Raw genomic sequence first — 21,607 nt, forward strand, 5'->3', positions numbered from 1 at the left:
GGAGGTTTGGGAATTAGTCGGTTTTCAACTTAACCCAGTATTCATCGTACAATTTCATAGAGTCGCCTAAATAATCCTGAAACTCTCCGCGTTCGATAACTTCATTAGAAGGGTAAACGATGGGGTTGTTACGCACTTCTTTCGGGATAAGTTTCATGGCTGCATCGTTAGGGGTAGAGTAGCCCATTTCAGTAGAGATTATAGTAGCTACATCAGGGCGCAGCAGGTAGTTGAGGAAAGCGTGCGCTTCTTCAACATTTTTGGCTCCCTTAGGAATACACAGGGAATCAACCCAGAGGTTGTATCCTTCAGGAGGATATACGTACTTGATGTCGGGATTTTCCTGATTGGCAATAAATGCTTCTCCGTTAAATACTACACCTACTGCAATTTCCCCGGCGAGCAGAGCCTGTTTGGGGGAGTCGGAATCAAAAACACGAACACTCGGGATCAGAGTTTTCAGTTTCTGGTAGGCTTCCTCAATGTGCGCAGGATCGGTTTCGTTCAAAGGATATCCGAGCAGTTTGAGAGCAAGTGCAAATACTTCACGCGGTTCGTTTGGCAGAAGCAGCTTGCCTTTAAGTTCGGGTTTCCAGAGATCTGCGATGGAGTTTACTGTGTCGTTGCCGAGCAGGGCGGTGTTCACTGCAATAGATGTTGAACCCCACATATACGGGATAGAGTATGTGTTCTCCGGGTCAAATGACTGGTTGGTGAACTTGGGGGCAAGATATGCGAAGTTGCTTAACTGTTTTTTGTCCAGCGGCAGCAGCAGACCCTGACGGCGCATAAGGCTGACATAGTCAGAGGAGGGAACAATAAGGTCGTACCCTTCTCCGGCCAGTTTCACCTTGGTGTACATGGCTTCGTTGCTGTCGTAGTTGGACATATGGACCTTGATACCGGTTTCTTTGGTGAAGTTCTCCACAACTTCATCGGGTATATATTCGGACCAGATGTAGAGATAGAGTTCACCGCTTCCGGCATAGGTGGGCACGCAGTAGAACAGAACCATGGCAAGCGCCAGCAGTATCTTTTTCATTATTTTTTCTCCTTGAGCAGACGCCGTGATAAAATGACGGCGATAACAGTTATCCCGATCATCACTACGCTGAGTGCGTTGACATCAGGTTTAATTCCTAAACGGACCATGGAATATATTCGCAGGGGCAAAACTTCGTAAGTAGGCCCTGTTGTGAAAAAACTGATGATTACGTCATCCAGTGAGAGTGTGAAGCTCAGCAGCCATCCGGCCATCAGGCCGGGCAGGGCCATGGGGACGATAACCTTTTTGAATACCAGATATTCATTTGCCCCCAGATCACGCGCAGCCTCTACCACGGTCCTGTCGAATCCCTTGAACCGGGAATACACAGTGGCGGTGACGAACGGAACGCATAGGGTCACGTGTCCCATGAGCAGCGTCCAGAATCCGAGAGTAAAGCCCGCTCCCATGAACAGCACCAGCAGTGAAATCCCGATAACAATGTCAGGGGACATCATCATGACAAATACACTTCCGAAAACGGCCCCGCGTCCTTTGAAGCGGTATTGGTGCAGCATGAAAGCTGCAAGTGTACCGATCAGGCAGGCGATTGTGGCCGAGATCAGTGCAATGGTCATTGAGCGCAATGCAGCATCAATCAATGTGGTATTGGCGAGCAGTTTGCCATACCATTTCAGAGTGAAACCCTTCCATGAAAGCGAGTATTTGGACGCATTGAAAGAGTATACCGCCATTACCGCCAAAGGCAGGTAAAGGAATGTGTAAACCAGCCCGACATACAGAGACTTGATGAATTTGTTCATATCTTGAGTCTCCTTCCGGAGCGGCGCATACTGCGATAATACAAGGCCAGCATAAGCCCCATCATCAGGGTCATGGCAATGGATGCCGCTGATCCCATGGGCAGATCCCTTGCGGTAAGGAACTGGTCACGGATGTAGTTACCAAGCAGCATTGTTCTCGCTCCGCCGAGGACATCGGGGATATAGAACATTCCAAGAGCCGGAAGAAATACCAGCATGCATCCGGATACGATTCCCGGCATGGTCAGCGGTATGGTGATCTTCCTGAATGCGAGCCATCTTCCTGCCCCCAGGTCTCTTGCCGATTCCAGTAAACGCTGGTCGAGTTTTTCGATAGCAGCATAGAGCGGCAGAATCATAAACGGAAGCAGGGTGTAGACCAGCCCGATAAAAACGGCGGACTGAGTGTACATAATCTTTATTGGTGCATCTATCAGGCCCAGAAACATAAGTGTTTTATTCAGGATGCCGTCAGCCTTCAGAACAGCAACCATGGCATAGGTCCTGATCAGGGTGTTGGTCCAAAACGGGATCATGACCAGCATAAGCATCAGCCGGGATGTCTCTTTGCTTGCTCGGGCTGCAATGTATGCAAAAGGGTAGCCGATGAGCAGGCATAAAAATGTCGCTGTTCCTGCCATCAGTAATGATTGTACCAGCATGGTTCCCAGTGCCGGTTCGAAAAGCCGAAAATAGCTTTCCAATGAAAAAACCGGAGCAATGAGGTCATCAGTGTGGCGGGTCATGAAGCTCACACCCAGAAGCATCACAGTGGGCAGAATCCCGAATAATGTAATCCAGCCCAGAACTCCCCCGATGATAAAACGTTTGAATAAGCGTCTATCCTTCATGGGGCAGGACCACCTCCCAGCCTTCGAACCAGCCGACTGCTACGCGGTCTCCGGCGTGGAAGTAGAGGGTCTCGGCATCTTCATCAAAGAATTCCGAAACCAGAATTTTCTTTCCGTCATCAAGAGTGATGTCCAGATCGTATGTTGCACCTTTGTAGTAGGTATGCTCAACGGTTCCTTTTAGGAGTGCTTTGGCAAATTTTTCAGCCAGTTCCGGGTCATCTTTTACTTCGTGCATTACCTCAACCCGGAAATCTTCAGGCCTGAGCAGAACGTGCACTTTATCACCTTCAGAGAAATCCCTTTTTGATTTGACGCTGACCGGAACTCCTTCAACTTCGGCGTTGAAGCTGCATCCGTTTTTTCCGGTGATGATGCCATCGAGTATATTGATTTCCCCTACAAAGCGGGCCACGTAGAGGTTGGAGGGATCTTCGTAAATTTCGCGAGGCGTGCCTATCTGCTCAATGCATCCTTTGTTCATTACCACCACACGGTCAGACATGGTGAATGCTTCTTCCTGATCATGGGTGACAAGAATAAAAGTAATGCCGAGGGTGCGTTGAAGCTCCTTTAGTTCCTTCTGCATTTCCTTGCGCAGGCGGTAATCAAGTGCGGACATGGGTTCGTCCAGCAGCAGTACGCGGGGTTTGTTGACAATGGCACGGGCGATGGCAACGCGCTGCTGCTGGCCGCCGGAAAGTTCTCCAGGCATGCGTTGTCCCATTTCATCGAGACGAACCAGCTTGAGTGCTTTTTTTACTTCGCCGGCAATTTCGGATGCAGGAATACCTGCTATTTTAAGGCCGAAGGCAACATTGTCGTATACGGACATGTGCGGGAAGAGGGCATAGCTCTGAAAAACGGTATTTACCGGACGGTTCTCCGGCTCAATGCCGGTCATGGGCTTGCCGTCCAGAAATATCTCGCCACCGTCGCATTCTTCGAAGCCGCCCAGAAGACGCAACATAGTTGTCTTGCCGCAACCGGATGGTCCCAGCAGAGTGAGGAATTCACCATCGTCAACTGACAGGGACAGCTTTTTTACGGCAATGTCCCCGTCATATGATTTAGATATGTCGGATATCTTAATAACCTTGTTCGCCAAAATTATCTCTTCCTTTGTTTGTTACCAGGCATCGTCGCCTCCGAATTGCATTTCATCCTCAAGGGTGTAGCCGAGAATTTTAACGCTGATATCATCGTCTGTTTCTGTTACTACACCCTGCACTGTGATCCATCTGTCTATGTAGTTGGCAAGCAGCTTGCTGGACTCGTCTTTTTCGATGTTGAATTCTTCTTCCCCATCCACAAGCAGGACAAGTTCCGATACAGAGTCGTTGTCCCATCCTGAGGGCACAAGCTGTCCGTATAATGTGTCTTGATAAATTTCTGAACCCATGTTTCCCCCTCAGTAACTAGTTAAGCTCGTCAGCGTCTGAACCCATATCATATCTGTAAACAATTCCACCGCCTTCCGGGATGAATTGTTTGATATGACGGTGCTCCGGAATGAAATTATTAGCTTCACAAAAGAGACGTGCATTTTCAAAGGCACGGTCTGTTTTTGTTTCTAAAAAGATGCATTGCCCGTTCTCGTAATCAATCAGTCTGTTCATCTCTGCGATCAGAGCAGAACCGATTCCCAGTCTCTGGAAGTCAGGGTCGACGGCAATTGCATACATCTCGTAATTTCCCGGCCAGTATGGAATGGGCCCGAAACAGATAAAACCGATAACCTGATCCTGTCCGGCTTTATTTATGGTTGCCTTTAGAAACGTGTCAGGTTCACTGCCGTTTCCATAGGCACTGTCCCATGCCATGGATTCAGCAGAGGTCATTTCTGAGGACGAAAAAAGTCCACTGGCCGCTGCCATGCTTAAAACTTGTTCAACCTCATCCGGGGTAAGTCCCGATGCGATTGCAACCTCTTGCGTTTCGACAGATGCAACTTCCTCTAGAGCCATCTCTCATCACCTTTGTTATTGGTTTTATTGCATGAGGGGGGGGCGAGTGCGTCATTCAGTTGCGGTTCGCTTCCGTTGGCGTGAATCTCCCGTCACTCCCCAGCATTTTCCACCAGTGTAAAGCTTTCCAGCAGGATGGATTCCATGCCGTCTTTTTGGTTAATGACACCGGTAAAAAATGCTTCCTTTTGCGAAAATGTCCGTAGTTCCGGAAAACTTTCAAGATTCTCCACGCGCAGTTCACGTTCATCCCGGCAGGCAACAAGAATGCCTGTCACTTCAAAGCGGGCGTTCCACTGAGCGGGAAGAGCCATGCCTCGGATGGTTGTTCTGGTGCTTTGCGCAGATGTAGATAGTTTTTCCATAATACCTCTCGACATTTTCAACTGGGTTGCCAAAGCATAAGGGGTGCCAAAGTTGTAAGTTGTTGAATTCGTTTATATATCTTTGGTGAGCTTGATGGTGGTAAGAATTTATAGTTCTTATTGTGCGGCAAGAGGATGTAAAATAGTAAAAGCCAACCTTGCTTATGCAAGATTGGCTTTCATCGTCAGCGTATTTAGTTTAATTATTTTAATGGCTTATGGTAAGATGAGAACTTTTAGTTCTTATGTGGAAAGGGGGAGGAATTATTATTTCCTGTTTTTAAAGTCTGTTCGTTTGAGCCCATGACGGTTCATCAGCTTGCTTAGCTGTCGGGTAGTTATTCCCGCTTTTTCAGCTGTGGTTTTGATAACACCGTTACATTGCTCAAGCAGACTGGAAAGGTATTGTTTTTCAAATCTGTCCACGGTTATCTGGCGTGCTTCTTTGAGAGGCAGACTGGTTTTGACCGGGGAGGTGACCACTTCTCCCTGCGTATCCAGCAAGTCAGGGGGGAAGCTGTCCGGCTGAAGAATATCGCCTGTTTCAAGGATGCAGGCTCGTTCAATAACATTTTCCAGTTCACGTACGTTTCCGGGCCAGTCGTATTCGAGAAGCGTATCCAGTACTTGGGGATGGATACCTTTAATTTCAGTGTTCAGCAGTCCGTTAAATTGCCTGATGAAACCTTCGGAAAGCCGGGGGATGTCTTCCCGGCGCTCTCTTAGTGGGGGTATTCTAATAGGAAAAACATTGAGTCTGTAGAACAGGTCGCGCCGGAATTTGCCTTCTTCGCAGAGCTGCCCCATATCTTCGTTGGTCGCGGCTATGATGCGCACATCAACGGAAAGGTCGTTTTCTCCACCGACTCGCTGGATGATGCGTTCCTGAATTACGTTAAGAAGTTTGACCTGAACCGATTGGCTGACAGTGCCGATTTCATCGAGAAAAATAGTGCCCTCGTGGGCCAGTTCAAATTTGCCCAGCTTGCGTCGGATAGCCCCGGTGAATGCTCCTTTCTCATGACCGAAGAGTTCGCTTTCCACGAGTGTGTCAGGGATTGCACCGCAGTGCACGCTGATAAAGGGCATATCTTTGCGGTTGCTGTGGGCATGGATAAGCTTGGCGATAAGGCTTTTACCGGTTCCTGTTTCACCTGTCAGCAGAACCGTAGTGCGTGTCCCTGCTACCTGTCTGATCTTAGCGAATACATCGCGCATGGATTTACTGCGAGTGTCCACGTATTCCAGTGAATCATCGTTCCAGAATTGTCCTCTGAGATAGTCCAGTTCAGATTGGAGTACATCCGATTCACGGACTTTCTCCATGACCAGACCCAGTTCTTCCTTTTCAATAGGGTGGGTCAGGTAATCAAAAGCACCGGCTTTTACTGCATCAACAGCTACTTTGGTCTGTTCCTCGCTGGCCATGACCACGATGGATGCTGACGGGTAATGTTTCCAAAGGTCATCAAGGGCCTTGGTCATGGATTTATTCTTTTTTTGCAGCGATTCCACATCTACAAAAAGGGTATCAACTTCCCGGTCATCTTCAGGGCTGGATGATTCTGTGGATGTTTCAGTCAGAATTTCTTCAATCTGGTCAATCAGACCCCCGATTTCTTCCGATCTTCTTCCATCGCGGGTAATCACAAGCATCTTTCTCATAGGCTACAACTCCTCATAGAGTATTTAAGGCTATGTTGAGTTGAGCACAATCAGAAAATTGCACAAATCTTAAAATGTTGTTGCTGGCTCTGGAAAAGATGCATGTCAGCTCTTCATTTGTCCCTCCCAGCTGATGAATCAGCCCTTATTCCATCATTATTTTAAATTTTTCATAAAGTAATTAGTGGGCTATGAAGGTCTACCAAAAAAAGTAATGCTTTTAGATCATTAATTGACATGTATAACAGAAGTGTATTAGTGCATCTCTAGTGTTACTTTTTAAATATTTGTGTTTGGTGTGTTTGATGATTTGTTAACTAATTTTAACAAAGGAGGCCATACATGTCAGGATGTGCGCCGAAGTCCCCGCCAGCCGGGGCGGCAGCGGTTCAACCTGCTGTGAATGAGAATGCCAAACGAATGGAGGGTGTTGAGTACAGTCTTTACGCTCCTCCTGTGGGGGTTGATGCAGACACTGTCAGATTCGTGCGGGTTGACGAGTCTAAATGTGAAGGGTGCGGTGCGTGTGAAGAATATTGTGCCAGTGGTGCTATCCAGTCCATTAATGACGAGGGCATTCACCGGATAGTCGATCCTGTTGCCTGCATGAACTGCGGTCAGTGTCTTACCAACTGTCCGTATGGTGCTATTTATGAGGGGGTTTCCTTCGTGGATGAGCTTGCAGCCAAGCTCAAGGATCCGAATACCATTGTTGTTTCCATGCCTGCCCCGGCAGTTCGTTACGGTCTTGGTGAATGTTTCGGTGCTTCTACCGGAACCTATGTCGGCGGAAAGATGCATGCAGCATTGCGCAAACTTGGATTCGATTACATTTGGGACAACGAATTCACTGCTGACGTTACCATCATGGAAGAAGGTACCGAGCTCCTTCACAGGGTGAAAAGTCAGGGAAGCAAGGATGCAATGCCTTTGCCTCAGTTCACTTCCTGTTGTCCGGGCTGGGTAAAGTTTGCTGAGACTTTTTATCCCGACCTGATTCCCAACCTGTCCACCTGTAAATCTCCTATCGGTATGCTTGGTCCCTTGGCTAAGACATATGGTGCGAAGGAAACAAAAACAGACGGTAAGAAGATTTACACTGTTTCCATAATGCCCTGTATCGCCAAGAAGTACGAAGGTGTACGCAGTGAGCTCGATGATGCCGGATATGACCGTGACATCGATGCTACTATCAATACCCGTGAGCTTGCTTACATGATCAAGGCAGCTGGTATTGATTTTAACAACCTGCCTGATGAAGATCCTGATCCTGTTCTCGGTGAATCCACCGGTGCGGCTACCATCTTCGGTAACAGCGGTGGTGTAATGGAAGCGGCCCTCAGGCTTGCCTACGAAGTCCTTTCCGGCACCAAGATCCCCAGCCCTGATATCAAAGTTGTCCGTACTCACGAGGGTATTAACACAGCTGATGTTCATGTCCCCAACTTCGGAACTGTGAAAGTTGCTGTTGCTAGTGGGCTTGATAACGCTGCCAAGCTTTGTGATGAAGTTCGTGCAGGTAAATCTCCTTATCACTTTATCGAGATTATGACTTGTCCCGGCGGTTGCGTTAACGGTGGCGGACAGCCTCTTGATCCTGAAATCAGGGCTTCCCTGTTCAGGTCTACCGTGGCTCAGATCAACAAGCGTTTCAGAGCCCGCAAAATTAAGGCATAAGGAGAAACTGATATGAAATTAAGCAGACGCAGTTTCATCAAGGCCGCAGGTGCGGTGGCCGGTTATGCGGTTCTGGGCGTGAATATTGCCAAAGAGGCAGCAGCGGAAGTCATGGACTTTGTTGCACGCCGTCAGAACTCTGTTTATGCAGCAGATGCCAACAAGGATATCTACAAGTATAGAAAATCTCAGGACAACCCCATGATCGTTAAAATTTACGATCCTAAAAAAGGTTTCCTGCACGATGGTCCTTGTGGGCATAAATCCCATGAGCTCCTGCATACTTATTACTACGATCGCAGCAGTAAGCTTAATGCCTTGAAAGAAAAGGGCATCAAGCTGAATCTCTAAAATTATATACATGCGTTTGCCTGAGGTGAGGATCTCTCTGGCCCAAGGGTCGGCGCAAGTTTCGGAGGCTGTTTTGTGAAAACAGCCAGTGTTTTTCTTACCGGCAAATTACCGAGGAAAAGGGTCCGTCCTGACTTCCTGCAGGGGTTTCCCCGGCAAGCTCCGGAAGCTGTCAGTTGCTTCTTTACTTCGACCATTGCGGAGCCTTTTTAATGGATAAGCGTTTGGGAATTATAGGAATAACCATCAAAGACAGATACAAGTCTGCACCGAAGGTCAATCAGACCTTAAGTGAACATGGAGAAATCATTGTAGGGCGCATGGGACTTCCTTTCCGCGAAAAGGGCGTGAATGTCATCGGTATAATTATCGAGGCAACCACGGATCAGGTCGGGGCATTAACCGGGCAACTGGGCATGCTTCAAGGCGTAAAAGTCAAATCACTTCTCGTGTAGGAAAGGATACCGTTATGAATAAGAATGCCACCCTTGGAACCGATCTCAAATCATTTATTGATGAAGAGCTTATTTGGTCGGAAATTGAAAAAGCCACCAACCCTGAACCTTCCCTCGTCCGTGACGTCATAGCAAAAGCCAAAGAGAGAAAAGGTCTTTCTCCCTTTGAGGCAGCGGTTTTGCTGAAGAACAAGGACTTGGAGTTGGACAATGAAATTTTTGAAGCCGCCATTGAAGTGAAAAAGGGCATCTACGGCAACAGATTGGTCCTTTTCGCTCCTCTTTATATTTCTAATGAATGTGCCAACCAGTGTGCATACTGTGGTTTTAACGCCACTAATAAAGACCTCGAACGACGAACTCTTACTGCGGAAGAAATTCATAAAGAGGTCGAGGTCCTTGAAGATCTGGGGCATAAGCGTCTTCTTCTGGTTTATGGTGAACATCCTAAGTATGATGCCGATTGGATTGCTCAGACTGTTAGAGATGTTTACTCAGTTACTTCCCGCAAGAGCGGTGAAATTCGCAGGGTAAACATCAACTGTGCTCCGTTGGATGTTGAGGGTTTCAGGAAATTGCATGAGGTAGGTATCGGTACCTACCAGTGTTTCCATGAAACCTATCATCAGGAAACATACAAAAAATATCATCTCGCAGGCCGTAAAACAGATTACAACTGGCGTCTTTATGCCATGCACCGTGCTATGGAAGCAGGTATTGATGATGTCGGCATGGGCGCGCTTTTCGGTCTTTATGATCCGGTCTTCGAGGTTATGGGCTTGCTCTACCACGCCTTGCAACTGGAAGCTGATTGCGGCGTAGGTCCTCATACCATTTCTTTCCCCCGTATTGAGCCTGCGCAGAACTCTGATCTGGCCCTGAATCCTCCTTTCCTTTCTTCGCCTCATGATTTCAAGAAAATTGTGGCAGTACTGCGTCTGGCTGTGCCGTATACCGGACTGATCCTGTCTACCAGAGAAAATCCCGAAACCCGCAAGGAATTGCTGGAAGTCGGTGTTTCCCAGATTTCAGGCGGTTCGCGCACATACCCCGGTGCTTACAGCGATCCTGAATATGACCGTCCCGAAGTTCAGCAGTTCTGTATTGGCGACAGCCGTTCCCTTGATGAAACCATCCGTTCCATCGTAGGTGATCATGGCTATGTACCTTCATGGTGTACTGCCTGTTATCGCCTTGGTCGTACCGGCGAGCATTTTATGGAATTGGCCAAAACCGGATTCATCCAGAAATTCTGCTTGCCCAACGGCTTGCTGACTTTTAAGGAATACCTCGAGGATTATGCTTCTGAAGAGACCAAGAAGGTCGGAGAAGAATTGATAAGGAATGAAATTGAAAGCTATGCTGATCCTGAACGCCGCAAGCTGCTGACCGACCGCCTTTCCCGTATGGAAAAAGGCGAACGGGATCTCTATCTGTAATTAGAATCCGGGGGGAATATGTCTGAAGCCGGAAAAACTGCTTTCCGCATAGAGAAAGACGCGCTGGGTGAAATGGAGATCCCGGCGGAATCGTATTACGGTATCCATACCCGGCGGGCTATGCTCAATTTCCCGCTATCCGATTCCCGAATTCATGATCGGTTTATCCGCTCATTCGGGCAGGTGAAAGAGGCATGTGCTGCTGTAAATATGAAACTGGGCTTTCTGGATGACAGGATAGGAAGGGCGGTTATTACGGCATGCAGGGATGTTTCCTCCGGTAAATTAAACTCCAGTATAGTGGTTGATCCTTATCAGGGCGGTGCGGGGACTTCCACTAATATGAATTTCAATGAAGTCATAGCGAACAGGGCTGCTGAGATATTAGGTGGAGAACTTGGTGACTACGGATTGGTCCACCCCGTTGATCACGTAAATATGCATCAGTCCACCAATGATGTTTACCCCACGGCTTTGAAGGTAGCAGTTCTTGCACTTCTGGTTGATCTGGAAAAAGAGGTCTCAAAGCTTCAAGGGACATTACAGCATAAAGAAGCTGAATTCTCACAGGTAGTAAAAGTGGGACGAACGCAGCTGATGGACGCTGTACCCATGACGTTGGGAATGACCTTCGGTGTCTTTGCCGATGCTGTAGCCCGTGATCGCTGGCGTATTTTCAAATGCCGGGAAAGGATCAAGAAGGTTAATCTGGGCGGCACTGCTATTGGAACAGGACTTGGTGCACCTCGCGATTATATCCTTCAGGTTGCCGGAGAATTGAAGAATATATGCGGTCTTCCTGTTTCAAGGTCGGAAAATCTCATAGATACCACCCAGAATTGTGACTCTTTTGTAGAAGTTTCCGGGATGCTTAAGTCCTACGCCACAAATCTGATGAAGATCGCAAATGATCTGCGGCTGTTGAGTAGCGGACCTTCTACCGGGCTTGGAGAGATCAAACTTCCTGCACGTCAGTGCGGCTCATCCATCATGGCCGGTAAAGTCAATCCGGTTATACCTGAATCGGTTGCGCAGGTGGCTTTGCAGGTTATGGGCAATGATCAGACTATTACTCTTGCCGCGTCTATGGCTCAGTTGGAGCTTAATCAGTTTATGCCGCTTCTGGCGCACAATATCCTTAATTCCTTAAGTCTGCTGCAAAATGTAACCGTAAGTTTTACTCGTAATTGTGTGCATGGGATAACCGCTGACACTGACCGCTGCCGCGAGCATATGGAGTCGAGCTACGCGCTGGCCACTGTTCTGGTTCCGGTTCTGGGTTACAGCTCTGTGGAGAAACTAATCGATTCCTGCCGTGAATCCGGGCGTTCATTACGTGATGAAATAGTTTTTCAGGGGCTTGCCGGGGCTGATGAAGTTGACGAACTCCTGTCCCCGCAACGGCTTTGCAAGCAGGGGTTCACCTCGGATGAAGTAAAGTGGGGTAAGAAGAAATGAAGCTCGTAAGTGGTGTAGGGGAGTTGGGTATTCCTACAATGTTTGCCGAGGCGAAGAGACGAATTATCCTCCATGCCGCGGTTTACGGCCCTTTTTCAAAGTCTGAGGTTCATATTCAGGGGTTGGAGAAAGCCTTGTCGCGGACCGGTTTCAACAGCCTTGATGTCATTGCCGTGCAGCCCGGAAGCGAAAATGGATGGGACAATTCGTTCTTAACCGCTCTGCGTTTCGGGATTTCCCGGCAGTCTGTCGATGATGAGCTTGAGCTTTCACAATCATTTTTAGTTGAACTGGCTGAACGTCATCCTGAAAAAGTAAATGTTTTTCCGGCCGGCAATCTTCCATGTCTGCCGCTTGTTATTGTGGATGATACCATTTGTTTCGGGCAGTATGCGCATTCCTGCGTTCATGCTCCTCAAGGATTCTGGGGATGTGTTGAGGCTGATGTTGAAAAACTTTTTAGCTGGGCCGAGTCAGGGAGTGTTCCGGTTGGAGCCGGGGCTGATGAGATTGCCGCATTCAGACTGGTCAGTGAATGTTCCAGGGCTATGAAGTGCAGTGTAAATGTTGAAGGGGGTGATGATGGCTGTGCTCGGGCGTGATGATATTTTGTATTACCTGAATGGCGGCAATGATGAAGAATTGTATGCAATAGCTGACGGTCTGCGGGAAGAATCATTTGGACGTGAAGTGTATTTGCGGGCGATTGTCGAGTTTTCCAACATCTGCAATAAGAAGTGCAATTATTGCGGGTTGCGTGCTCCCAATTCCAAGGTTAGCCGCTACCGCATGGAAGTTGATTCCATAATTGATTCGGCCCGTCTTGCTGCTGAGGCCGGGGCGCGTACTATTGTTTTGCAGTCCGGGGATGACTTCAACTATTCCCCAGGGCAGGTCGAGGAAATTATCCTAGGGATCAAGGAATCGTATGATGTGGCGGTAACTCTTTCACTGGGAGACCGTAGTGCCGGGGAGTACGAGCATTGGTTTAACTGCGGTGCTGACCGCTGCCTGCTCAAGCTGGAAACAACTGCCCCGGATATCTATAAAAAAATCAGGTGTGGTGAGAATTATCATCAGCGTATTGAACTGCTGCGGTCATTGCAGGACATAGGTTACGAGGTGGGGTCTGGAATCATTGTAGGTCTTCCGGATTATACCTTGGAGCAGCTTGCGGATGACTTACTTTTCCTCAGTGCTCTTGATCTCGATATGATCGCGGCAGGTCCGTTTATTCCGCACCCCGATACTCCTTTTTCTTCAGCAGAAACAAGTGACATTGAGCTTTCTTACAGGTTTACAGCTTTGGCCCGGATGCTAAATCCGCTGTCTAATATTCCTGCTACCTCCGCCCTTGATTCCTTTGATTCAAAGGGCAGGGAAAAGGGCTTGCAGCGTGGTTGCAATGTCATTATGCCTTCGGTTACTCCTGCCGCCAAGCGGAAGGATTACAATATATATCCCGGCAAGAATGCTATTTCTGTAGATGTTGCCGATACTATTTCCCGAGCCGAAGAATTAGTCCGCGCACTTGGTTTTGTGCCGTCAGCTTCCAAAGGTTCTTCAAGGAGAATGAATAATGTCTAATAAGGCTCCTCGCGGTGTCCGTCTTGTGATAACCCTTGTAGGCAAACGCAATGCAGGTAAGTCTTCATTAATCAACGCTATTTCCGGGCAGGATGTGGCGATTGTATCCGACCAGCCCGGAACAACCACTGATCCGGTTGCAAAGCATTATGAATTGCTTCCGCTTGGTCCGGTGACATTTTATGATACCGCCGGGCTGGATGATAGCGGAGAGGTCGGCGAGCTGCGTATTAAGGCTACCAATAAGGTCATGATGCGCACTGACCTTGCTCTGGTTGTCATAGGCGAAGACGGGCTTACCGATTACGAAATGAAGTTGATAGATAAGGTTTCTGAGCTGGAAATTCCTTATCTGGTCGCTTTCAATAAGAACGATCTGTGCGAACCGCTTGAGTCAGATATGGATTATTGCCGCCAGCGCGGAATCCCATTTTATAAGACTTCAGTGCTGGAAGGCTGCTCCATTGATAAACTCAAGGAAGCCATCATCACGCTGGCCCCGGAGGAGATGAAGCGCGATCCCGTCCTCGCAGGTGATCTGTTCGGTGAGGGCGATTGGGTTGTCTGCGTGGTTCCCATTGACCTTGCAGCCCCCAAAGGACGGTTGATCCTTCCGCAGGTGCAGGTTCTGCGTGAAATCCTCGATTGCGATGCCGTGGGGGTAACAGTCAAAGAACGTGAGATTGAGGAAACCTTGTCCTCAATGAAGCGCAAGCCAGCATTGGTCATAACTGATTCTCAGGTTGTTATGAGTGTTGCCGGGGATGTGCCGGATGAGATTCCGTTAACAACATTTTCGACTCTGTTTGCCCGTTACAAAGGTGATTTACCCAGCCTTGTAGAAGGGGCAAAGGCCATTGATTCCTTACAGGATGGCGATACTGTCCTGATGGGTGAGGCATGTTCCCACCATCCCGTTGCCGATGATATCGGAAAGGTTAAGATTCCGCGCTGGATTCGCCAGTATACCGGGAAGGACATCAATTTCGTTATGTATTCCGGTCATGATTTTCCTGAGGATTTGGAGCGTTTCAAGCTGGTGATTCATTGCGGAGCCTGCATGCTCAATCGCAGTGAGATGCTTCGCCGCATCAAAGAATGCAAACGCTGCGGGGTTCCGGTGACTAATTATGGCGTAGCAATATCTAAAGTGCAGGGAGTCTTGGATCGGGTCATCCGTCCATTTGATCTGTAGGATTCTTCTAAAAACCAAAAGGCCGGCATTCACTTTTATTAAGATGGATGTCGGCCTTTTTTTGTGCTTCTTGTATCCCCACGGGCCTGATAGCAGGGACAGGCGCTATCAGGCTCGTGCTCGAATCTAGAGGTAGTTATTTCCGAGTCGCCGTGGGATTTGAAAAACTGAACGCCCCGGGGATGGAGGTAGATCTTCTTGAGTGGAATCAAGAAGCCAGAAAGCGTGCTGAGCAGTAGCTTCTTTCCGGACTGGGGCCGTTTTTCTAGAAAAGTATGTACTTGATTTTGTGTTACCAGTCAAGAAAAGGTGTTACAAAGTTTGATGAATATTTAAAACTTATTCATGAAATATGTGACTGCTTATTGTGATTAGGAAAGAAAAAACGGCCCGAGCTTTATGCTTGGGCCGTTTTTTATCTTCTTAGTTTGTTGCGGAGGGCGAAGGCGAAGAGGGCGGCTTGGATTGAGATGGTAACGTTGAAGAGGGCTTTAAATAGGTAGTTCCACCCTCCGGCATGCACATCGCTTACTTTCATGAGTGGCATGTACCACATCCAGCCCTTTATGAAGTCTGAGAGCGTGTTTGTTGCTTGGTTCACTTCCGGTCCGAAGAAGGCTGGGAGCATCGCTCCGAATATGAAGATCAGCAGCCAGATTCCGGCGCGGAGTGGTTCTTCGCCGTAGCCGGAGACTATCCAGTAGGCTGAGTTCAGGAGGCGCAGGAATGGGGTTCGTTGTTTTTCTGTGAATGTGATGAGTTTGGCTAACTTATCTTTTGTTTTTTGGATGTCGCAGGGCAGGCATGTACATATTTTTGCTGAAAGCTTCTCGATGATGCCCGGTCCGTTTTCTTCGCGCAGTCTTTTGCGCATCATTTCTTTTTCTTTGTAGTGCCACGCTGACGTTTGAACTTCATCTGTATTTTCACGTGCTATCTTTTTTAACCTTCGGTATATTTCTTCTAGTGATGAGTTTTTTATGTTTAGTTTGTCTTTATGTCTTTCATCATATATTGGAGAAAATTTATTTTTACCCCAGACGCATTCTATAAATTTAAATGATTCGATGTTTGTGTTGATAAACTTAAAGAACTGTAGGTTTACATCTTCAATTAAAATGTTTTCCTTCGCAATTGATCCTGCAAAAGTAGTTTCTTTTTTAAATACAACTTTTCTAAAATAAGCCCACTCTTTAAAAAGTGTATTTATGAAATGTGTTATTCCTGTGAATTTAGATTGTTCAAAATTAGAATAATTGTGGAAGATAGCATTTTTAAATGTTACATCATTTGAAAAAAAGGATTTGGTGAAATATGCTGGTCCCTTAAACTCCATTAGTTCAAAGGATGAGTTTGTTATTTCGGCTTTTTCAAAAATAGCTTGGTCTTCTGCTTTAGCTTTGTATAGATTTAAAGCTTCTATTTTTGATTTTGAAAAATCAAGATCGCCCGTGAAAGTTACATTTTGTAAGTTAATTCCTAGTTTGAATGTGCTTTTATAAAAGTATGCATCTTTATAAAAAATAGTGTTTTCAAAATTCGCGTGTAGTTCAAAATTTGTTTTTGGAAAATCAGCATGGTTTTCGAATTGGCAATTGGTGAATTCAGCCATTTCTTTAAATTGGGCTTTGTTGAATGAAGTTAGTCCCTTGAATATTGCGTGCTCAAAATTGCAAGCGTTGTGAAATGTTGATTTTTCAAATTCTGTAAGTGATTCAAATCTCGCTTGCTCAAAATTAACATCTGATTTGAAGTGTGACTGGATAAAAGAAACTCCTTGTAAGAATACTGCGTTCTTAAAGTTCATTGCTGGGAAATGTTCAACATTAGCATCTTGAAAGAAGATAATGTATATAAAGATTGTTCCCGCAAAGTTTAGAAGCGGGTTCCAATGGGGCCACATACAACCTGTAGTCTTTCCATCTTCCCCAGCATCAATAACCCCCTGTATCCGATCAAATACAAGCTGATTAAAATCTTCCCCACTCATTAAAGCAGGCTTCTCACCCCCCTTACGCTCATCATACAACTCCACAAATTTACATTCCGCCGGAGCGTGAAAGATACAATACTCATTTCCTTCTTTATCAATATAAACCGGGGGGTAACTGGGGCCAGTAGGGTTATCCTGACACCAGTTGCTATGCTTTTCTCCGATACAACAGCCCATCAAATTCCTCGCAAGTAATTGTTCTTCTGATTGCTGCTCTATATCGCAAAAATATATGAACAATCCAGCAGGAAAATTTCAAATTGCGGAGAGCAATTTCCCCCCCGATGTCATACTCCGAGGCAGAACTCCCATATTGTATATGCACGAATATTATGCTTATTATGGCAGCATATTTCATCGGTTAGTACTATCTAGCATTACTTCCAAAGTTAAGGAGACTTAAAATGGATATTGTTCATGACATAGAAGTGCCATGCATGGCGGAGGGGATTGGGCTTGGAAAGCTGACCACTAAACACCCCGAAGGGGACATGGGTAAGCCTGTGTTTGTTGCTGACGGTTCTGATAAAGCTTACGGCCCCACCGAGGTTGATGCTCTTATTCCTATTGAAGGACAGGAATATTCAGAAGATCAGTTGGAATATATTCGTATACACGGTTTGCAGATACAGGGCGATCGCGCATGGTATATGGATGGCTGGGCACCCAGCAAACATGTTTGCAAAGGTCATTAAGCCTGTTTAGATAATATGTAAGGCGTAAAAAAATCCCTGTTGAGATGTTCAGCAGGGATTTTAAATTTTGAGTTGGCGGGAATTTAGAACTTCACGTAAAGACGAAGCCCGGACATGTAGAACTTGTTTTTCGGTTCCATGTAGGTTCCGGAGCTTACAGTGTCTTTTTTGGAGTCTTTAATATGCCAGTAACGGAAGTATGGCTCCATCCCCAACGCATAATCATCGAAGTCGTATTCAAGGAACGCTGATACACGTCCACCGCCACCGGAAGCAAATTCCTGTGTGTTGTTGACGTCTTGATAGTTTGAGCCGACATCGGAAAGCTTGCTTTTTACCTTACCGCCCAGCAGCAGGTCCCCTTCAAGGGTTCCGCCGATGGACCATCCTTCGTCAAGCCGGGTGACAATGTTTACGCCTACGGGCAGATAAACCTGCTTGATCTGGCGCTCGTAACCGCCGGTGGCTTTGATGTCGTCATTCCAATAACGTGCGGCTATGCCGAGGTAGGGAGTAATTCCTGTGTGCCCGTAATCAAGGCCCATGCCGATGGTGGCGCGTCCACTGATGAAGTAGTCGTCAGTGTCACATTCCAGCGGAGTGCCATCGCTGTACTTGCCGCTGTAGCGCAGCGATCCGGCAAGGCCTTCCAGCTCGGCATTGAGCATGATGTTGTAGTCGGAGAAATATCCGGTCCACGATCCGAAACCGCCGTTGAGGATTCCTTTCTCATGCATTACATCGGGTTCATCATAATACATGTACATCCCTTCGTAACCGAGTTTGAACTCGCTGGTGGGGAAGAGTTCCTTGTCCGCTGCAAAGGCAGAGCTTGCCATGAGCAGCAGGGCTGTAGTGAAGAGTATTACTTGTCTTTTAAACATGAGTGCATGAACATTTCGATTAATGATTCGGATTCTTCATGGATGTTTACTTCTTCCGGGAAGAACTGGGAATACTGTGCCAGTCCGAGCAGGATTGAGAAATACTGAGCAGCCGCAACGCTAGGTTTCAGTTCTTCTCTGAATACGCCGTCCTTTTGGCCTTGCTCAATAATTGTTTCTGTTCTTTTCAGGAATTTGTATTCATATTCCCTGAATTTCATCTTGAAGGGCATGAGCTCTTCTGACCATTCAGTTTTGTTGAACATGATTCCGAATGCTGCTCGGAAGTTTTCTTCCGTACCTGCATGTAAGATCCAGACCTGCATGAGGCTGATGAGCATGTCTTTGGGCTCAAGGTCTTCTTCAAATTTACTGAAGAGTAGATCGCGAACAGGCATGAATGCATAGTCAAATAGTTTTTCAAAAAGATCGGTTTTGTTCTTGAAATGCCAGTAGACTGCCCCTCGGGTCACTCCGGCATCTTCGGCGATATCCTGCAGTGTGGTCTTGGCATATCCTTTTTCATTGAACACCTTGAAGGCCGAGGCAAGCAGGGCTTGCCGCGTTTTCTCTGCTTCTTCTTTGGTCTTTCTGGCCATGTCTGTTCCTGTTTTGCTTATTTTCTCATTAATTTAGCTTCTTCGTGTAACATAATCCTATTACAACTTGAGTGCCGGAAAGTCCAGCCGTGTATGTAAAGGGCGGTATCGCGGAATTGCTAGTTTGGTTTTATGTAGACAAGGCATAAGAAAAGCCCTGCTGAACATGTTCAGCAGGGCTTTTAAATTGCGTCAATTCCAAAACTAGAAACGTACGGGCAGGGACTTTTCAAGACCTGCGAGCACTTTCTTGTGTTCTTTGTCTACAGCCTTGTCGGTCAGAGTTTTCTGGCCGTGGCGGTAGGTGATGCGGAAGGAGAGGTTGCGCTCTTCGTCCTGACCTTCAGGTACGAATACGTTTACCAGCTCCACGGATTCGATCAGCGGCAGCTTAAGGCCGAGGATCGCGTCCTTGATGGTTTCCGCGTGCAGGGAAACGGGACCGATTACGGTTACGTCACGTCTGGACGGCGGGAATACCGGAAGGGTTTCGAACTGGATCTCATGATCCATGACGATCTCACGGAGCAGGTCAGCGTTGAGGTCTGCCATCCATACTTCTTTCTTGGCGTGGTACTTGTCGGCAATGTCTGCCTTGACCATACCCATGAAACCGATTTCCTTTTCACCGAGAGTGATGTTCACGCAAGGCTCAAGGTAGCTGTGATCTTCAGCAAGGGAGAAGGTTGGTTTACACTTTGAGTTGGCCAGCTTGAGGTCAGCCAGCAGGTGCTCTACGAGGCCTTTTACATCGAGGTAGTCGGCATCGCCCTGTTCGTTGGGCCATTCGGCGTTGGAACGGGGACCGTTGAGCATGATGCCCAGACGGGACTGCTCGCGGGTTTCGGTATCGGAAGTTTCATCTTTGATGAATTTCTTGGCGATCTCAAACACCCTGATGTGGGTGTTGCCCTGTGCAAGGTTGTGACGCACGGTGTTGAGCAGGCCGGGAGCCAGCTCGGTACGCATTACGTTCTGGTCTTCGCTCAGGGGGTTGGCGATGTTCACGCGTCCTTCTTTGGGCAGACCCAAGAGGTCGAGATCATCATCACCCACAAAGCTGTAGTTGATTGCTTCGTGCAGACCTACGCCGCGACCCCAGTTCTTAATGCGGCGGTAAAAGCCGTAAGGGGTGTCCGCAATAACGGATGCGTCAAAGGTCTTGGAGATGCGGGGCAGCACGGAAGGAATCTTATCCATGCCGAAGTAGCGAGCTACTTCTTCGTACAGGTCAGCCTCGCGTTCGAGGTCCAGTCTGTAGGAGGGGGTGGATACCTTCCAGCAATCTGCATCGCTATCATTAACTTCCAGTCCCATAAGGGAGAAAGCTTTTTTGCTGAATTCAGGTTCGAGGTCCAGACCGAGCCAGCTGTTGCAGCGCTTGTGGCGATAATCGTGTGTACGATTCTGCCAGGGAGTGGGCTCGTTCTTGGCAACGCCGGAAACAACTTTCGCGCCGGAGAGTTCGCTCATGAGCTGAGCTGCACGGTCCATAGCAAAGGTGTTCATCTGCTGGTCCACGCCACGTTCGAAGCGGTAGGATGCTTCGGAAGGCAGGGCCAGACGGCGGGCGGTTTTGCGGATGAGGCCGGGACGGAAGACTGCGGATTCGAGGACTACGTTGGTGGAGTCGTCGTTAATCTCGGAGTTCATGCCGCCCATAACACCGGCCAGCGCAACCGGACGCTCGGCATCCCAGATGAGTAGGTCGGAGCCGATAAGCTTGCGTTCCTGTTCATCAAGGGTGGTGAATTTGGTTCCTTCGGGAGCAAGGCCGACACGGATCTTGCCGCCTTTGAGCAGGTCAGCGTCAAAGGAGTGCAGGGGCTGGCCCAGTTCGAAAAGGATGTAGTTGGTCACATCAACAATGTTGCTGATGGGACGTACGCCTACGGAAAGAAGGCGGTAACGCATCCAGTCCGGGGAAGGTGCGATCTTTGCGCCCTGCAGGATTCTGGCCTGATAGAGCGGGCAGAGGTCGGGATCATCGATCTCAATCTTAAGCATATCTGCCGCATTGCCGCCATTCTCAACAAGGTTGATTTTGGGCATGGTGATGGGCAGGTCGAATGCCAGAGAGGTCTCACGTGCAATACCGAGCATGGACAGGCAGTCGGCACGGTTGGGGGTGATACCCAGATCCAGAACCGTATCTTCCATGTTCATGGCTTCGGTAAACTTAACACCGGGCTTCAGGTCTTCGGGCAGGATCATGATGCCTTCGTGCGCGTCGGAAAGTTCCAGTTCGCGCTCGGAGCAGATCATACCGTGAGATTTTACACCGCGGAGTTTAGCCTTCTTGATTTTGAAATCGCCGGGCATAGTCACACCGACTTTAGCCACAGGCACGTTAATGCCCTTGGTTACGTTGGGTGCGCCGCAAACGATATCAAGAAGTTCGCCGTCACCGACGTCTACTTTACAAACAGACAGCTTGTCGGCTTCGGGGTGCTTGTCGCACTCCACAACGTGGCCGACAACGATGTCTTTGATCGCTTCAAAAGGATTGAAAATTTCTTCAAGCTCAAGGCCGAGCATGGTCAGCCTGTCGCCAAGCTCCTGAACTTCGCCCTCATATGGAACGAAATCCCGCAGCCATTGCATGCTTAAAAGCATT

The 21,607-nt window shown here is 47.9% G+C and carries 21 protein-coding genes; 9 read left to right on the plus strand and 12 right to left on the minus strand.

Going from position 1 to position 21,607, the window contains the following annotated elements:
* Positions 1-13: 13 nt before the first annotated feature.
* The 8 genes from DESAL_RS06665 to DESAL_RS06700 all read right to left on the minus strand — a co-directional run bounded on the left by DESAL_RS06665 (position 14) and on the right by DESAL_RS06700 (position 6,657).
* On the minus strand, positions 14-1,042 hold the full coding sequence (locus DESAL_RS06665; protein ID WP_015851204.1) for an extracellular solute-binding protein: 1,029 nt from the start codon (positions 1,040-1,042) through the stop codon (positions 14-16).
* The gene (potC, locus tag DESAL_RS06670) at positions 1,042-1,809 is read right to left on the minus strand and encodes a spermidine/putrescine ABC transporter permease PotC (protein WP_015851205.1); all 768 of its coding nucleotides are present in this window, start codon (positions 1,807-1,809) and stop codon (positions 1,042-1,044) included. The genes DESAL_RS06665 and potC overlap by 1 nt, the downstream gene beginning before the upstream one ends.
* A complete protein-coding gene (potB, locus tag DESAL_RS06675; RefSeq protein WP_015851206.1) occupies positions 1,806-2,660 on the minus strand; it encodes a spermidine/putrescine ABC transporter permease PotB in 855 nt (284 codons plus the stop codon). Before potB ends, potC begins: the two co-directional genes overlap by 4 nt.
* Complete coding sequence (gene potA, locus DESAL_RS06680) at positions 2,650-3,768, minus strand: spermidine/putrescine ABC transporter ATP-binding protein PotA (protein WP_015851207.1); 1,119 nt, start codon at positions 3,766-3,768, stop codon at positions 2,650-2,652. Before potA ends, potB begins: the two co-directional genes overlap by 11 nt.
* 21 nt (positions 3,769-3,789) lie before the next feature.
* Positions 3,790-4,062 (minus strand): hypothetical protein, encoded by a 273-nt coding sequence (locus tag DESAL_RS06685; protein ID WP_015851208.1) that lies wholly within the window; start codon positions 4,060-4,062, stop codon positions 3,790-3,792.
* Positions 4,063-4,078: 16 nt separating this feature from the next.
* Positions 4,079-4,627 carry a GNAT family N-acetyltransferase gene (locus tag DESAL_RS06690; protein ID WP_015851209.1) on the minus strand — a complete coding sequence of 183 codons (549 nt, stop codon included), beginning with the start codon at positions 4,625-4,627 and terminating at the stop codon, positions 4,079-4,081.
* A gap of 92 nt (positions 4,628-4,719) precedes the next feature.
* On the minus strand, positions 4,720-4,992 hold the full coding sequence (locus DESAL_RS06695) for a hypothetical protein (protein ID WP_015851210.1): 273 nt from the start codon (positions 4,990-4,992) through the stop codon (positions 4,720-4,722).
* 267 nt (positions 4,993-5,259) lie between these two features.
* Complete coding sequence (locus DESAL_RS06700; RefSeq protein WP_015851211.1) at positions 5,260-6,657, minus strand: sigma-54-dependent transcriptional regulator; 1,398 nt, start codon at positions 6,655-6,657, stop codon at positions 5,260-5,262.
* 420 nt (positions 6,658-7,077) lie between these two features.
* Here DESAL_RS06700 and DESAL_RS06705 point away from each other — a divergent pair, with 420 nt between their 5' ends.
* The 8 genes from DESAL_RS06705 (at position 7,078) to hydF (ending at position 14,819) form a co-directional block, all read left to right on the plus strand.
* Positions 7,078-8,334, plus strand: a complete 1,257-nt coding sequence (locus tag DESAL_RS06705) for a [FeFe] hydrogenase, group A (RefSeq protein WP_245543821.1) — start codon at positions 7,078-7,080, stop codon at positions 8,332-8,334.
* 12 nt (positions 8,335-8,346) lie between these two features.
* Positions 8,347-8,685, plus strand: a complete 339-nt coding sequence (locus tag DESAL_RS06710; protein WP_015851213.1) for an iron hydrogenase small subunit — start codon at positions 8,347-8,349, stop codon at positions 8,683-8,685.
* Positions 8,686-8,897: 212 nt separating this feature from the next.
* Positions 8,898-9,140 carry a TM1266 family iron-only hydrogenase system putative regulator gene (locus DESAL_RS06715; RefSeq protein ID WP_015851214.1) on the plus strand — a complete coding sequence of 81 codons (243 nt, stop codon included), beginning with the start codon at positions 8,898-8,900 and terminating at the stop codon, positions 9,138-9,140.
* A gap of 14 nt (positions 9,141-9,154) precedes the next feature.
* Positions 9,155-10,579: a [FeFe] hydrogenase H-cluster radical SAM maturase HydG gene (gene hydG / locus DESAL_RS06720; protein WP_015851215.1), complete on the plus strand. Its 1,425-nt coding sequence runs from the start codon at positions 9,155-9,157 to the stop codon at positions 10,577-10,579.
* 18 nt (positions 10,580-10,597) lie between these two features.
* Complete coding sequence (locus DESAL_RS06725; protein WP_015851216.1) at positions 10,598-12,037, plus strand: aspartate ammonia-lyase; 1,440 nt, start codon at positions 10,598-10,600, stop codon at positions 12,035-12,037.
* Positions 12,034-12,639 (plus strand): hypothetical protein, encoded by a 606-nt coding sequence (locus tag DESAL_RS06730; RefSeq protein ID WP_015851217.1) that lies wholly within the window; start codon positions 12,034-12,036, stop codon positions 12,637-12,639. The genes DESAL_RS06725 and DESAL_RS06730 overlap by 4 nt, the downstream gene beginning before the upstream one ends.
* Complete coding sequence (gene hydE, locus DESAL_RS06735; protein ID WP_245543796.1) at positions 12,602-13,624, plus strand: [FeFe] hydrogenase H-cluster radical SAM maturase HydE; 1,023 nt, start codon at positions 12,602-12,604, stop codon at positions 13,622-13,624. The genes DESAL_RS06730 and hydE overlap by 38 nt, the downstream gene beginning before the upstream one ends.
* The gene (hydF, locus tag DESAL_RS06740) at positions 13,617-14,819 is read left to right on the plus strand and encodes a [FeFe] hydrogenase H-cluster maturation GTPase HydF (RefSeq protein WP_015851219.1); all 1,203 of its coding nucleotides are present in this window, start codon (positions 13,617-13,619) and stop codon (positions 14,817-14,819) included. Before hydE ends, hydF begins: the two co-directional genes overlap by 8 nt.
* Positions 14,820-15,234: 415 nt before the next feature.
* Here hydF and DESAL_RS06745 read toward each other — a convergent pair whose 3' ends face one another.
* Positions 15,235-16,989: a pentapeptide repeat-containing protein gene (locus DESAL_RS06745; protein WP_015851220.1), complete on the minus strand. Its 1,755-nt coding sequence runs from the start codon at positions 16,987-16,989 to the stop codon at positions 15,235-15,237.
* A gap of 227 nt (positions 16,990-17,216) precedes the next feature.
* Between DESAL_RS06745 and DESAL_RS06750 the strand changes: the two genes are divergently transcribed.
* Entirely contained in the window at positions 17,217-17,507 is a 291-nt protein-coding gene (locus DESAL_RS06750; RefSeq protein ID WP_015851221.1) for a hypothetical protein, read from the plus strand.
* A gap of 83 nt (positions 17,508-17,590) precedes the next feature.
* Here the strand turns inward: DESAL_RS06750 and DESAL_RS06755 are convergent, their stop codons facing one another.
* From DESAL_RS06755 to pheT, 3 genes are all read right to left on the minus strand, one after another.
* Positions 17,591-18,391: a hypothetical protein gene (locus DESAL_RS06755; RefSeq protein ID WP_015851222.1), complete on the minus strand. Its 801-nt coding sequence runs from the start codon at positions 18,389-18,391 to the stop codon at positions 17,591-17,593.
* Positions 18,373-18,990, minus strand: coding sequence for a TetR family transcriptional regulator (locus DESAL_RS20600; protein WP_015851223.1), 618 nt, complete (start codon positions 18,988-18,990; stop codon positions 18,373-18,375). The genes DESAL_RS06755 and DESAL_RS20600 overlap by 19 nt, the downstream gene beginning before the upstream one ends.
* 204 nt (positions 18,991-19,194) lie before the next feature.
* A complete protein-coding gene (pheT, locus tag DESAL_RS06765) occupies positions 19,195-21,606 on the minus strand; it encodes a phenylalanine--tRNA ligase subunit beta (RefSeq protein WP_015851224.1) in 2,412 nt (803 codons plus the stop codon).
* Between the last annotated feature and the right edge of the window lies 1 nt (position 21,607).

This window comes from Maridesulfovibrio salexigens DSM 2638, assembly GCF_000023445.1.
GTDB classification, from domain to species: Bacteria; Desulfobacterota; Desulfovibrionia; order Desulfovibrionales; family Desulfovibrionaceae; genus Maridesulfovibrio; species Maridesulfovibrio salexigens.